Genomic DNA, 13,489 nt, shown 5'->3' with positions numbered 1-13,489 from the left:
GGATGGAGTGGTTTTGTCGATCACGACGGACGGGCGCGGGCGGCGGCTTCTTCGCGGGCGGGGGAGGCATCGTAACGGGCATGGGTGGGTAATGCGGCCACGATCGCATCAATCACTTTCCCGACGGTAATAATCTCCAACCCCAGATCCTCGCTGTAGGCTTGGTTTTCAGGAATGATCGCCCGTTTGAAACCCAGTTTTTGGGCTTCCCGCAGGCGGAGTTCTAATTGGGTGACGGGGCGGATTTGGCCACCGAGACCCACTTCGCCGATCAGGATCGTGTGGGTATCCACGAGGCGATCGCGAAAACTGGCCACGACGGCGATCGCAATTCCCAAATCCGCCGCCGGTTCCGCCACCACCAAGCCCCCCGCCGACGACACATAGGCATCCAATTTCGAGAGGGGAACCCCTACCCGCTTTTCCAACACCGCGAGGATCTGCTGCAAACGGCTGTAGTCTACCCCCGTGGTGGAGCGGCGCGGTGAGGCGTAGCTGGTGGGGCTGACGAGGGCTTGGAGTTCGACGACGATGGGGCGTGTGCCTTCGCAGGCAACGATGGTGGCCGTGCCGGGGGTGGGAGCTTCGCGATTGCCGAGGAATAATTCCGACGGGTTGGGGACTTCCCGCAAACCCTGTTCCACCATGTCAAAAATGCCGATTTCGTGGGTGGCCCCGAAGCGGTTTTTTACCGATCGCAAAATGCGGTGGGAGGCGTAGCGATCGCCCTCAAAATACAGCACCGTATCCACCAAATGCTCCAACACACGGGGGCCAGCGATCGCCCCTTCTTTCGTCACATGACCCACCAACAACATCGCAATATTCGACCGTTTCGCCACCTGCATCAAGGCCGAGGTACATTCGCGCACCTGGGACACCGACCCCGGCGCAGAGGTGAGGGCGGGAAAATACACCGTTTGGATACTGTCAATAATCGCGATCTGGGGCTGTAGCGTTTCGATCTCTCGGAGAATATCGTCTAGATCCGTTTCCGGCAAAATATAGAGGTGTTCATCAATCACCGTCGCCACGGCCGGATCATCCACCTGGAGCCGCATCGCCCGTAACTTAATCTGTCGTCCCGACTCCTCCGCACTGACGTAGAGAACGCGATCGCCCTGGGCCACTTGGTTCGCCGTCTGCAACAACAGTGTTGACTTCCCAATCCCCGGATCACCGCCGATCAACACCAGCGATCCCGGTACAATTCCCCCCCCCAACACCCGATCAAACTCCCGATAACCAGAGGTGAGCCGCAGCGTCGCCTCATCGGAAATTTCGGAAAACTTTTTCGCGCTACGGGGGGTGGGACGGCTTTTTGTGGAACGCGATCGCCCCGCCGCCCGCCCCGGATTTGCCCCACTCTTGGCCGCCTGCACCTGCTCATCCAAAGAGCCGAACAGCCCGCAACTGGGGCATTTCCCAAACCATTGGGAATGTTCCGCTCCACATTCACGACAGAGATAAACCGTCCGGGCCTTAGCCATGAATTACCACCACAGTCACCGCAACAATTGGGTTTACTGTAGCGTGTTCACTGGGCTGATGATCCGGGGAAGAGGGTGACGATGGAGCGATCGCATTCCTCACAATTGCGGTTAGAAATCCCCCAAAATCATCGCAGCCTAACCCTGAAAAGAATCTTAAAATATGCGACAGTTTGGCAAAAAAAACCGATCCGGCCTTGAGATTTCGCCCAGACAGGATAAGATTCGTATAAAATTCGTTACAGAATCAGGCGCAACACTACCGCTAATGCTAGCGATATTGATTGCCCCCAACCGTCCCAGATCAGAGAAGGAGTGTTGAGTTCATTGGAGACTCATAAAGAAAAAATTCTTGTTGTTGATGATGAAGCGAGTATCCGGCGCATTTTGGAAACTCGTCTATCCATGATCGGTTATGACGTGGTCACGGCTGCTGATGGAGAAGAAGCAATCAATACCTTCCGCGTTACGGAACCGGATTTGGTTGTCTTGGATGTGATGATGCCCAAGCTCGATGGCTATGGTGTGTGCCAAGAGCTACGCAAAGAATCCGATATTCCGATCATCATGCTCACCGCCTTAGGTGATGTGGCCGATCGCATCACCGGCCTCGAACTCGGTGCCGATGACTACGTGGTCAAGCCCTTCTCCCCGAAGGAACTTGAAGCGCGAATTCGCTCCGTGCTACGCCGTGTCGATAAAAATGGTGCGTCGGGTATTCCCAGTTCCGGCGTGATTCAAGTGGGTTCGATCAAAATCGACACCAACAAACGCCAAGTCTACAAAGGTGATGAACGCATCCGGCTGACAGGGATGGAGTTTAGCCTTTTAGAACTCTTGGTCAGCCGTTCGGGCGAGGCCTTTTCGCGATCGGAGATTTTGCAAGAAGTCTGGGGCTACACCCCAGAACGCCATGTGGATACTCGCGTCGTGGATGTGCATATTTCGCGGCTGCGGGCCAAACTCGAAGATGATCCAAGCAATCCGGAACTCATTTTGACGGCGCGGGGGACGGGGTATTTGTTTCAACGCATTCTCGAACCGGGTGAGGAGTAGCCCAGAGTAAGCTATGGCGAAGTCTGATCCGAATCGGGTGCTGCGCGCATTGCCCTTGGTGGCGGGCGCGTTAGGAGGGTTGACGCTGTTAATCAATCGCGGTTTAACCCCGGTGATTAGTACGCCGCAGTCGCGCTCCGATGCGTTGGGAATTTTACTCAGTGCGGTGCTGATTTTGGTGGGGCTGCTGTGGCAACAGGTGCAGCCGCGCTCTCCGGAGGCGGTGGAACTCGATGGGGATGAGGTGTTTGAGTTTGCCTCGGATTTACCCGACACGCTGCAAACCGAATTGGCCTGGGCTTCCCATCAATTGCTCACCAATACCGTGACGCGATCGCTCGTCATCTACTACCAAGATCAGGTCTTATTACGGCGCGGCATTCTTCCCCCAAAGCCCGATGTCACCCCGAAAGCGATCCTCAAACGGGTGATGGAACAGGAAAAACCGATCTATCTCGTCGCCCTCAAGCTCTACCCTGGCCGGATTGAATTTGACTATCTCCCGGCCAATACCCAAGGCCTCATCTGCCAACCCCTCGGATCTCAAGGGGCCCTGATCCTCGGAGCCAATGCCCCCCGCAGCTACACCCAGCAGGACGAACGCTGGATTGCCGGGATTGCCGACAAGCTCGCCCATACCTTAGCGATCGCATTTCCCACCCCCTAGGTTCACTCGGTTTCATCATCCTGATGCTTGAGCAGCAAGGGGTCGAAGGACTCTAAGGTGGCTTGGTCAATCACCGTACAGTTGCGCCCCGATTGCTTGGCTTCGTAAAGGGCGCGATCGGCCGCTGCGATGAGTTGTTCCATCGTCGTGCTTGGGCTTGGAACCATCGCCGCCGTCCCTAAACTGACCGTCACCACCGATTCCACTACCGAGGCTTGATGTTCAATGGCCAACTCTAGCACCGAGGTGCGGATTAATTCCGCCACCTGCATCCCCCACGTCACATTGGCATTGGGCAAAATAATTAAAAATTCTTCACCACCATAGCGAGCCACAAGCTCTTCTGAACGTCGCAAGAACGTTTTAATCGTCTGGGCAATTTGAATTAAACAGGCATCCCCCGCTTGATGGCCGTAGGTGTCGTTGTATTGTTTAAAACAATCCACATCACAGAGGATTAAAGCGAGCGATCGCTGATGTTCAATTAAATGCTGCCATTGTTGATGCAGATAAATATCCCCATAACGACGATTAGCCACTTGCGTTAAGCCATCAATCGTTGATAATTCTGCTAATTCTTGATTCTCATCCTGAAGTGATAGAATCATTTGCTTTTGCTGGGTGATATCTCGAACCGTCACCGAAAATCCATCCCCTAATTTAACCGCCGTGACGTTATACCACCGCACATGATCATCCAGCAGATAATGAAAATCCTGCTCCAACGGGGCTGCCGTTTCCACCACCGAGACAAACTCATAAAATAGCTCCGGTTGAAACCGAGTCAGAAACTGTTTTAAAACCGTTTTTCCAGTTAATTCTTCCTTGCGATGTCCCAACAACTGGGCAATCACCGGATTCACCACCAAGCACCGAAAATCCCGAATTTCCCCCGATAGGTTATCTCGCACCGCCTGCATCGCCGCAATTCCATCCCGCGATGAATTGAGAACACTGGCTAAGATGGCCCGGGATTGATACAGTACCTCTTCCGCTTCTTGGCGTTGTTGGATTTCCGACTGTAGTTGTTGGCGCTGCTTTTGGATGGTTAACTGGGTTTCAATCCGGGCTAATACCTCTTCGATTTGAAAGGGTTTGGTGATGTAGTCAATCCCGCCGACAGAAAAAGCGCGCACCTTATCAAATACTTCATCAAGGGCACTGACAAAAATAATTGGAATGTCTGTGGTGATGCTGTTTTGTTTCAATTGCTCACAGACTTCATAGCCATTCATTTCTGGCATTTGAATATCTAAAAGAATGAGATCCGGCGGGGTAGAACAGGCGGCCCGTAGGGCGGTTTTGCCGTTAATGGCTTTGCGAACTTTATAGCCTTGATTTTCTAACATTTGGGAGAGCACCCGAAGATTTTCGGGCAGATCATCCACGATCAAGATATTGCTAGCGGTGTTATTGACAGTCAACATAATGGGTAAGGAAATAGGAATTCAGCTAAGACTGGGGAAGTTGATCCGGGCACATCATTTCAATCTCAATCATCCATGGGATTGGGAGAGGCGATCGCCCGCAGAAAAACCCATTGTCGGCAGTCTATACGTCGCTAAATTTGGACAAGCCAACAGAGTTTGCCCAATGCCAGCCTTCAGCAATAGCGGCTAGGGGATACTGGCATCGGGATGCACTGCTTCTAGAATCTCATCCATACTATATTGATTCACCAAGGTCAGCAGCATATCGCTGAGGCGAGCATGATGACTGGGCAGTTCAGCGATCAGTTCTTTTAAACGGCCATCGTCACAGTCCATTGCAGCTTGGTAGAGTTGCTGCTGCCAGTGTAAGGGTTGGGCTTGGAGTTTGGTGGGGTCAAGACTGGTGTTGGTGGTGGCTGGCGTGTTGGCGGTGTAGTTTTCATAGCGATATCGCACCCCTAAATGTTTGGCCATGGTGTCAAAAATGGTGTCTTCGAGGAAGGGCTTGCGGACAAAGTCATCACAGCCAGCGGAGAGGACGACGGCTTTTTCTTCTTCGAGGACGCTGGCGGTGAGGGCAATGACGGCGGTGGCGTTGCCTTTGACGGTGCGTTTAATGTATTTCGTGGCTTCGTAGCCATCCATAATCGGCATTCGCATATCCATCCAGATCAGATGGGGTTCCCATTCGTCCCACAGGGCGATCGCTTCTTGACCATTCATCGCTTCTCTAACTTGAAACCCCAGGGAGGCAAGGAGTTTGACGAGCAAGAGGCGATTACTGGTTTTGTCATCCACGACTAAGATGCGATAGGCGGGCTGGTGGGGTTCGAGGGCAATGACGCGGGACTTGATGGGTCGTGAACTGACTTGGGTGACGGGGACGCTTTGTACTGGAATGGTGAAGGAGAAGCGGCTACCCTGGCCGAGGACACTTTCAACTTGGATTTCGCCTTGCATTAGTTGGACGAATTTTTGGCTGATCGGGAGGCCGAGGCCCGTGCCTTCCTGGGAGTCGCGCCCGACTTGGGTTTGACCGAAGGCTTCAAAGAGTTGGTCGAGTTCTTCGGGGGCGATGCCGGGGCCGGTGTCGGTGACGGCAAAGGTAATCTGATAGTGATCGCCCTGGTAAGTTTCGGCATCGACGCTGATCAAGACTTCGCCTTGGTGGGTGAATTTGATCGCGTTGTTGAGGAGGTTGATCAGGACTTGGCGCAGTTTGACTTCGTCGGTGCTGATGTAGCGGGGGACGGCGGCGGTGCGATCGCACCTCAGCCGGAGGCCTTTATCTTCAGCGCGGAGATAGAACATATCTTCTACATCTTCTAAGAGGCAGTAGAGATCGAAGTTTTTGGGCAATAGAGCCGTTTTCCCCGCTTCGATTTTGGACAGATCGAGGACATGGTTGATCAGGTTGAGGAGGTGTTCACCGCTGCGATTGATGATCGTGACATTTTCCCGTTGTTCCGGGTCAAGGTGGGGCGATCGCATCATCAACTGCGCAAAACCGAGAATCGCATTCAGGGGCGATCGCAACTCATGGCTCATATTCGCAATGAAGGTACTTTTGGCCTGATTCGCCACCTCTGCCCGGTCTTTAGCGATCGCCAATTCCGCCGTCCGTTCCGCCACCCGCTGTTCTAAATGGTCAAAATATTGCTGTTTCTCCGTAATATCAATCCCCACCAAGACCATCGCCTGATTATTGTGATATTTCTGAGCCACCAGCAGATAATGGCATTTTTCCCCCCGCACCGGAATCGGCATTTCCGTCGTCAACGAGGTTGCCGGACTTTCTAAAAACGCATTGATAAATTGGGTGAAATCCGACGAACTATTCAGAAAACCTAACTCCTGGCCCTCAAAATCTTCAGGACTTAAATTCACAATCTCCGCCAAATGCCGATTCACCCCAATATAGTGACCCGTGGCACTAATCCAAGCGATCGTTCCCGGTACAGCATTCAGCACCGCTTCTAATTGTTCTTTGGCCTCCGCCAATTGCTGTTCGCGGGATTGCAAATTACTAATCATCTGCTGGAACCCTCTCGCCAACTTGCCCAGCTCATCCGTCCGCTCCATCATCGTTTGCAGCCGTTGACTGGTGAACTGGCGCATTTCCACCGCTGCCACCGCCGCCGTCAGGGTTTCCACCTGATTCATGTAACTGGCGAGTTGGAGATTTTTGGCAGCAAGTTCTTGCTCCAATTCAGAGATATAGAGACTGGAAACAGAGGGAAGGCAGTCGTCCTGAGAGCTTGAATCGATACCCCGATCCAACAATTCTTGCTGGAGCAGTTGAATCCGATGCAGCAGTTCTTCATTAGTCAGGGTATTTAATACATCAGTTTTCATGCTGAATGACGGCTTAGAGCGCAACGGACAACTTCATCGCGACAGAAAATGATCTTGAGACGGTAAAGCAGAAAAAACAACTTACGGTCTGATGAAAATGATGACTAGCTCTATGGCTAGACCTGGGGACGGCACTAGGTGTAGAGTCCGTCCACAACAATGCTGTGATTAACCCATGGGATCAACGCCATACCGCAACAGGTACAGAGACCTTCGCAACTTTGGAGTTTACAATCTATGCTACACCAAAGTTTTGGGGAGATTGCGATCGCCCTGTCCAGATTATTCCCTCCTGTTGAGGAATTCCCCCCATCCACCCACCCCGTTGATCCCCTTCAGACACCGTGACTCCACCCAACCCCACCTTTGACCGTTACTATCGCTACGCCGAACTCCAAGCCCTCCTCCAAGACTACGCCACCGCCTACCCCCACCTCATTCACCACCAGAGCATCGGTCAAAGCCACGAGGGCCGAAGGATTGACCTGATCACCATCACCAACAAAGCCACCGGGGACGCAGCCCAAAAACCCAGCCTGTGGGTTGACGGCAACATCCACGCCACCGAAGTCGCCCCCTCCACCGCTGCCCTGTACCTAATCCATACCCTCGTCACCCAATACGATCGCGACCCAGACATTACCCGCTGTTTAGACACCCGTGCCTTTTACATCTGCCCCCGCCTCAATCCCGACGGCGCAGAACTCGCCCTCGCCGCTTCCCCCCGCTATCTCCGCTCCGGTACGCGCTACTATCCCGACCCTGATCCCCTGCCGGCCGGCTTTACCCCCTGCGATATTGATGGCGATGGGCGTATCCTCACGATGCGCATCCCTGACCCCAATGGAGCCTGGAAAGCCTACCCCCCTGATCCCCGCTGGCTGATACGTCGTGACCCGATCGAAACAGGGGGCGAATATTATCGGCTGCTACCGGAGGGGGAAATTGACCCCTATGACGGTGTGTTGATTCCCCGAAATTCGCCGCCCCAGGGCTTGGATTTTAACCGCAATTTTCCGGCGGCCTGGCGACCGGAGCCGGAGCAACGGGGGGCGGGGCCCTATCCTACCTCGGAGCCGGAGGTGCGGGCGGCGGTGGAATTTGTCACCCAGCAGCGCAATTTAACGGGGGCGGTTTCGTTCCATACGATGAGCGGGGTGCTGTTGCGGCCGTTTAGTTTTCAGGCGGATGAGACGATGGCCCCGGCGGATTTGCGACTGTATCAGCAGATTGGGGCCCAGGGGACGGCGATCACGGGCTATCCGGCGGTGTCGGTGTATCACGAGTTTCGGACGGCGGGCCAGGGGACGGTGACGGGGGCGTTTGATGATTGGGCCTATCTGGAGCAGGGGTTGTTGGCCTGGACGGTGGAGATTTGGAGTCCCATGCAGCAGGCGGGGATTGAGAATTATCACTTCCTGGATTGGTTTGATGAGCATCCGTTGGCGGATGATTTGAAGCTGTTGGCGTGGAGCGATCGCGAACTCCAGGGCCACGGCTATATCGATTGGTATCCGGTGGAACATCCCCAACTTGGCCCGGTGGAACTGGGGGGATGGCATGATTTTTACAGTTGGCGCAATCCGCCGCCCCATCTACTGCAAGCGGAGATCCAACGGTTTCCCCAATGGCTGGTGTGGCATCTGTTGATTTCCCCCCTGTTGACGCTCCATCACAGCGATGTCACCCCCTTGGGGAATGACTGTTATCGGGTGCGGGTGGTGGTGGAAAATTCCGGCTGGTTGCCCACCTACGTCACGGAACAGGCGAAGACGCGCCAAAAAACACGGGGCTGTCGGGCGGATATTCAAATTCCGGAGGGGGTAACGTTGGTGACAGGCTCGCCCCGCTTGGCATTGGGTGAATTAACCGGACGATCGCACACTCCCGCCGCGCCCTCCTCCTGGGGGGATAAAACGAGCGATCGCGCCAAGGCCGAATGGATTGTCTGTGGCCCACCGGGGGCAGAGGTGACTGTGACGGTACAGTGCGATCGCGCCGGTCAAGTGACCAGCTCCCTCACCCTGGCATAAGGCGTAATCTACTCCTTATACAGAAGCCAAGTTCCGAGTCTGGAGCAGGTATACATAAGCCAGAGGCTCACACTACTGAAATCCCCTGTAGTGCGAGCTTCTAGCTCGCTGCTGCCTGAAATCCGCTGGAGTGCGAGCTTCTAGCTCGCTGCCCTGACGGAGAGGGGTGATCTTGATATTCGGATCGTATTGAATGTCCAAAGCTCAATGGGACGGTGCGTTACGCTTCGCGCTTCAGCACCCGACAAGCATCCTGATTCTTAGCATTGACGCTGTACTAGAGCGATTCTTCGCAACGATTCGGTACACTGAGACGTAGAGTTTATGGCGCGTTGTCTTCAATCAGCGACCTCAATGCCTTGACCCCATCCCTTTCCAACCCCGAATACGCTTCAGCCTTTGCCTTTAGCCCCAATTGCCAGCACCGCATTGCCATCCCCATTGCTCGCCTCCCCACCCAAACCGAGCTTTCCCTAGCCATTACCATCATCCACGGCCACGAACCCGGCCCCACGCTCTGGCTCAGTGCAGCCCTCCACGGCGACGAGTTGAATGGGGTCGAAATTATTCGACAAGTCTTGCAACGGCTCGACTGTATGCGCGTCCGGGGCACAATCATCGCCGCCCCGATTGTCAATATCTTTGGCTTTATCGACCAATCCCGCTATCTGCCCGATCGCCGCGACTTAAACCGCAGTTTTCCCGGTGCTGCCAATGGCTCCCTGGCCTCGCGCCTCGCCCATTTGTTCATGACCGAAGTCGTCCACCGCAGCACCCACGGCATCGACCTCCACACCGCCTCAGACCACCGGATCAACTGGCCCCAAATTCGTGCCAACCTCGATGACCCCGCCACGGCTGCGATCGCCCAAGCCTTCGCCCCCCCCGCTCTGATCCACGCCAACATCCGCGACGGCTCCCTCCGCGAAGCCGCCGGCAAACGCGGCATCCCCGTCCTCCTCTACGAAGCCGGCGAAGCGATGCGCTTCAACCAAGAGGCAATTCATACCGGGGTTACCGGCATTCTGCGGGTCATGGCCGCATTACAGATGTGCCCCCTTTCACCCAACCTCGACCCTTCCGCTGCCCCCGTAGTGCAAGCCCACAAAACTAAATGGATTCGCGCCGCTCGCAGTGGACTGCTCCGCCTTCAGGTACAGTTAGGCAGCCACGTCACCAAACGGCAAGTGATTGGCATTGTTGCCGATGTTTTCGGAGAACACCCCTCTCTGGTGCGGGCCACCGCCGCAGGCGTAGTCATCGGCTACACCCAAAAACCCTTAGTGAACCAAGGCGATGCGATCGTGCATCTTGCGATCGGGGAGGCGATCGCAGACCCTGCGCAGGATCATCCCACCCCAGAGCCAACCCACTAGAGAGCCAACAAGCACAACTAGTTGCCATAGCCCCCATCAACCCAGTCCAAAAACCCACCCAACCCATCGCCTCAAATCAGCATTCTCCTCCGCCAGACCCCACCCTCAAAAATCCGTGCAAGAATCTACCATCCCCACCGACACAGGGTTCTCATAAACCTGAAGTAATGAGGGGTTTTAAATCTTAACAAAACGTAACTGCGATTCACCCCACTCACAGTGTATAAAGATAACCGGAAGGTTTAAAGAGTAAGCCAAGTGCAAGCTTTTGCGATACTCCAAGGGATTACCTCCTTTCTCATAAACAGTTATGAAATTCTCAGACTTCAAGGTGATAAGTACTTATACTCACTCGATCATTACAAGTCTGTAACATTTCTGAGAGAACAGAGGCAAAACAGATAACAAGCGAGTAGAGTAAAACTTAGCTGTTTGGTCATCATTTAAAACCAACCAGTATTGAAACTACTAGATTTGCAAAAAACGAATCTAGTCGTAATCAAAACACAAATTAACATTAGGAGATTAACTCAATGTTTGACGCATTCACAAGGGTTGTTTCTCAAGCCGATTCTCGTGGTGAATTCTTGAGCACCGAGCAGCTTGATGCCTTGGCCGCTACTGTGGCAGCCGGCAGCAAGCGTTTAGATACCGTTAACCGGATCACCAGCAACGCTTCTACGATTGTCACCAACGCTGCTCGCGCTCTCTTTGCCGAGCAACCTCAATTGATCAGCCCCGGTGGGAATGCTTACACCAACCGTCGCATGGCTGCTTGCCTCCGCGACATGGAAATCATCCTGCGCTATGTCACCTACGCAACCTTAGCGGGTGATGCAAGCGTGCTCGAAGATCGTTGCTTGAACGGTCTGCGCGAAACCTACCAAGCTCTGGGCGTTCCTGGTGCTTCTGTTGCTGCTGGCGTTGCCAAAATGAAAGATGCAGCCGTTTCCGCTGCTAACGACCCCAACGGCATCACCCCCGGCGATTGCAGCCAACTGATGTCCGAAGTGGCCGGCTACTTTGACCGCGCTGCTGCTGCTGTAGCTTAAGCTTTTTGGGTCTTGTGTGCCCTAGCAACAAGATTCACAGTTTGGGGACTGTTCCCCGTAGCAAAAGAAACCAATCACTCAGAATTTAGGAGAATCCTAGACCGATGAAAACCCCTATCACCGAAGCGATCTCTACCGCTGATTCCCAAGGCCGTTTCTTGGGCAACACCGAACTCCAAGCCGCCAACGGTCGTTTTGAACGTGCCGCTGCTAGCATGGAAGCTGCTCGCGCCTTGACCGCCAAGTCCACCGACTTGATCAATGGTGCAGCAAACGCTGTGTACCAACGCTTCCCCTACACCACTCAAATGCAGGGCGCTCAGTACGCGGCTGACCAACGCGGTAAAGACAAGTGCGCTCGTGATATCGGCCACTACCTCCGTATGGTCACCTACTGCCTCGTTGCAGGTGGCACCGGCCCCATGGATGAATACCTGATTGCAGGTTTGGATGAAATCAACCGCTCTTTCGAGCTTTCTCCGAGCTGGTATGTTGAAGCTCTCAAATTCATCAAAGCTAGCCATGGCCTCAGCGGTCAAGCTGCTAATGAAGCTAACACCTACATCGATTACGCGATCAACGCATTGAGCTAGTTTTCTATCTCAATCTTCTGCCCGGAAAATTCGGCGAGTGTTGGCACACACAGCTAGCAGTTGCCAATTTATCCGGGCATTGTTTTAGCCATTTGTTGTAGTAGAACGAGGTGTTTATGCCTACATTAGTTGCTTCCAATTTGGCTGCGGCCGGACGGCTGGGTCTCGATGCCTTTGACGGAACCTATGTTGAATTGCGTCCGAACTGGACGGAAGACGATCTTCAACTGGTGTTCCGTGCGGCTTATCGTCAAGTGTTCGGAAACGACTACGTGATGAAAGCCCAACGGCTGACCTCAGCAGAGTCTCTGTTGCGGCAGGGAAATATCAGCGTGCGTGACTTTGTCCGGGCGTTGGCGAAATCCGATTTATATAAAGAAAAGTTTTTCCTCGCCAATAACAACCAACGTTTTGTTGAGTTGAACTTTAAACATCTCTTAGGACGTGCTCCTTTGGATCAAGAGGAATTGGCGTATCATACCAATCTCTGCGAAGACGAAGGGTATGATGCGGAGATTGACTCTTACTTTGAAAGTGAAGAGTATGCTCGGAAGTTTGGCGACAGTGTGGTTCCCTATTTCACGGGTTTTTCCGTTGAAGAAGGGTCACGTACGGTGGGCTTTACGCGCATGTTCAATCTGTATCGTGGCTATGCCAATAACGATCGCGGTCAAGTGGGCGGCCCCAATGCGCGGTTGATTCGTCAACTGGCGGTGGGTCAATCGGCTACGATCGCCGATCCTACGGATGAAAATGCGTCCTATGCTGTTCCCCAAAAATCCTTTGGTGGCGTGGGCAATCAAGGGGCGCGGATGTATCGGGTTGAAGCGACGAAGATGATTGGTCGCCAGTTGCGCCCGGTGATTCGTCGCAGCAATACGGCTTACTTGGTGCCCTATGAGAATTTGTCGGATCGCATCCAACAAATTCTCCGTTCAGGCGGCAAGATCGTCAGTGTCCGTCCTGCCTAAGGAGTCACAAGGGCGATCGCAGCCGGGCATTGCCATCCACAAACAGGCTCAATGTTTTTGATGTTTACCCGTCGCGTTCGCTCTTGAGGTGATCCAGAGTATTGATGGTAAGCGATCGCTTGCCATCAATACTAGTATGTCAGTTGATGAGTCATAACTATTGAAACGGAGTTTTTAAAATGTATAACCAAGCCTCTTTAGGAACAGCCACCCTTGAAAATTCCGGCAGTCGGATCTACCGGGTGGAAGTGTCGGGGCTCCGTCAAAATGCGGCGACGAGTAGCCAACAATATGCAATTCGCCGTAGTGGAACCGTTGTTTTGACCGTTCCCTATCGTCGCATGAGTGATGAGATGCAGCGCATCAACCGGTTAGGCGGTAAGATTGTCAAGATTGAAGCGGTGGACGGAGCAGCGCCTGCGCCAGCTTCGGAACCCGCAGCGTCTGAAGAATAAATCGTAAGGAT

The 13,489-nt window shown here is 53.7% G+C and carries 11 protein-coding genes; 8 read left to right on the top strand and 3 right to left on the bottom strand.

Going from position 1 to position 13,489, the window contains the following annotated elements; genetic code table 11:
* Window positions 1–20: 20 nt before the first annotated feature.
* Window positions 21–1,490, bottom strand: a complete 1,470-nt coding sequence (gene radA / locus SPI6313_RS14165) for a DNA repair protein RadA (protein WP_072621581.1) — start codon at window positions 1,488–1,490, stop codon at window positions 21–23.
* 327 nt (window positions 1,491–1,817) lie between these two features.
* On the opposite strand from radA, the gene rpaB reads away from it, so the two are divergent.
* The gene (rpaB, locus tag SPI6313_RS14160; RefSeq protein WP_072621580.1) at window positions 1,818–2,546 is read left to right on the top strand and encodes a response regulator transcription factor RpaB; all 729 of its coding nucleotides are present in this window, start codon (window positions 1,818–1,820) and stop codon (window positions 2,544–2,546) included.
* A gap of 13 nt (window positions 2,547–2,559) precedes the next feature.
* Window positions 2,560–3,213: a cofactor assembly of complex C subunit B gene (locus tag SPI6313_RS14155; RefSeq protein WP_072621579.1), complete on the top strand. Its 654-nt coding sequence runs from the start codon at window positions 2,560–2,562 to the stop codon at window positions 3,211–3,213.
* A gap of 2 nt (window positions 3,214–3,215) precedes the next feature.
* Here the strand turns inward: SPI6313_RS14155 and SPI6313_RS14150 are convergent, their stop codons facing one another.
* Window positions 3,216–4,640, bottom strand: coding sequence for a diguanylate cyclase domain-containing protein (locus SPI6313_RS14150; RefSeq protein WP_072621578.1), 1,425 nt, complete (start codon window positions 4,638–4,640; stop codon window positions 3,216–3,218).
* Window positions 4,641–4,829: 189 nt separating this feature from the next.
* The gene (locus tag SPI6313_RS14140; RefSeq protein ID WP_084669037.1) at window positions 4,830–6,998 is read right to left on the bottom strand and encodes an ATP-binding protein; all 2,169 of its coding nucleotides are present in this window, start codon (window positions 6,996–6,998) and stop codon (window positions 4,830–4,832) included.
* A 344-nt stretch (window positions 6,999–7,342) separates the two neighbouring features.
* On the opposite strand from SPI6313_RS14140, the gene SPI6313_RS14135 reads away from it, so the two are divergent.
* From SPI6313_RS14135 to SPI6313_RS14110, 6 genes are all read left to right on the top strand, one after another.
* The gene (locus SPI6313_RS14135) at window positions 7,343–9,031 is read left to right on the top strand and encodes a M14 family metallopeptidase (protein WP_072621576.1); all 1,689 of its coding nucleotides are present in this window, start codon (window positions 7,343–7,345) and stop codon (window positions 9,029–9,031) included.
* 359 nt (window positions 9,032–9,390) lie between these two features.
* Window positions 9,391–10,407, top strand: coding sequence for a succinylglutamate desuccinylase/aspartoacylase family protein (locus SPI6313_RS14130; RefSeq protein WP_084669207.1), 1,017 nt, complete (start codon window positions 9,391–9,393; stop codon window positions 10,405–10,407).
* Window positions 10,408–10,940: 533 nt separating this feature from the next.
* The gene (locus SPI6313_RS14125) at window positions 10,941–11,459 is read left to right on the top strand and encodes a C-phycocyanin subunit beta (RefSeq protein ID WP_072621575.1); all 519 of its coding nucleotides are present in this window, start codon (window positions 10,941–10,943) and stop codon (window positions 11,457–11,459) included.
* Between the two features lie 104 nt (window positions 11,460–11,563).
* Complete coding sequence (gene cpcA, locus SPI6313_RS14120) at window positions 11,564–12,052, top strand: C-phycocyanin subunit alpha (protein ID WP_072621574.1); 489 nt, start codon at window positions 11,564–11,566, stop codon at window positions 12,050–12,052.
* 116 nt (window positions 12,053–12,168) lie between these two features.
* Window positions 12,169–13,023, top strand: a complete 855-nt coding sequence (locus tag SPI6313_RS14115; protein WP_072621573.1) for a phycobilisome linker polypeptide — start codon at window positions 12,169–12,171, stop codon at window positions 13,021–13,023.
* A gap of 179 nt (window positions 13,024–13,202) precedes the next feature.
* Window positions 13,203–13,478, top strand: a complete 276-nt coding sequence (locus tag SPI6313_RS14110) for a rod-capping linker protein CpcD (RefSeq protein WP_072621572.1) — start codon at window positions 13,203–13,205, stop codon at window positions 13,476–13,478.
* The last annotated feature ends 11 nt before the right edge of the window (window positions 13,479–13,489 follow it).

Origin of the sequence: Spirulina major PCC 6313 (genome assembly GCF_001890765.1) — a bacterium.
In the GTDB taxonomy this organism is placed as follows: domain Bacteria; phylum Cyanobacteriota; class Cyanobacteriia; order Cyanobacteriales; family Spirulinaceae; genus Spirulina; species Spirulina major.
The sequence above is the reverse complement of the archived record's forward strand: the minus strand, read 5'-3'. Positions and strand labels throughout refer to the sequence as shown.

Bases quoted from the DNA above. Each gene is read 5' to 3' on its own strand.
- SPI6313_RS14155 (WP_072621579.1), top strand. From the start codon at position 2,560: ATGGCGAAGTCTGATCCGAATCGGGTGCTGCGCGCATTGCCCTTGGTG.
- SPI6313_RS14115 (WP_072621573.1), top strand. From the start codon at position 12,169: ATGCCTACATTAGTTGCTTCCAATTTGGCTGCGGCCGGACGGCTGGGT.
- cpcA (WP_072621574.1), top strand. From the start codon at position 11,564: ATGAAAACCCCTATCACCGAAGCGATCTCTACCGCTGATTCCCAAGGC.
- SPI6313_RS14140 (WP_084669037.1), bottom strand. From the start codon at position 6,998: ATGAAAACTGATGTATTAAATACCCTGACTAATGAAGAACTGCTGCAT.
- SPI6313_RS14125 (WP_072621575.1), top strand. From the start codon at position 10,941: ATGTTTGACGCATTCACAAGGGTTGTTTCTCAAGCCGATTCTCGTGGT.
- SPI6313_RS14150 (WP_072621578.1), bottom strand. From the start codon at position 4,640: ATGTTGACTGTCAATAACACCGCTAGCAATATCTTGATCGTGGATGAT.
- SPI6313_RS14110 (WP_072621572.1), top strand. From the start codon at position 13,203: ATGTATAACCAAGCCTCTTTAGGAACAGCCACCCTTGAAAATTCCGGC.
- radA (WP_072621581.1), bottom strand. From the start codon at position 1,490: ATGGCTAAGGCCCGGACGGTTTATCTCTGTCGTGAATGTGGAGCGGAA.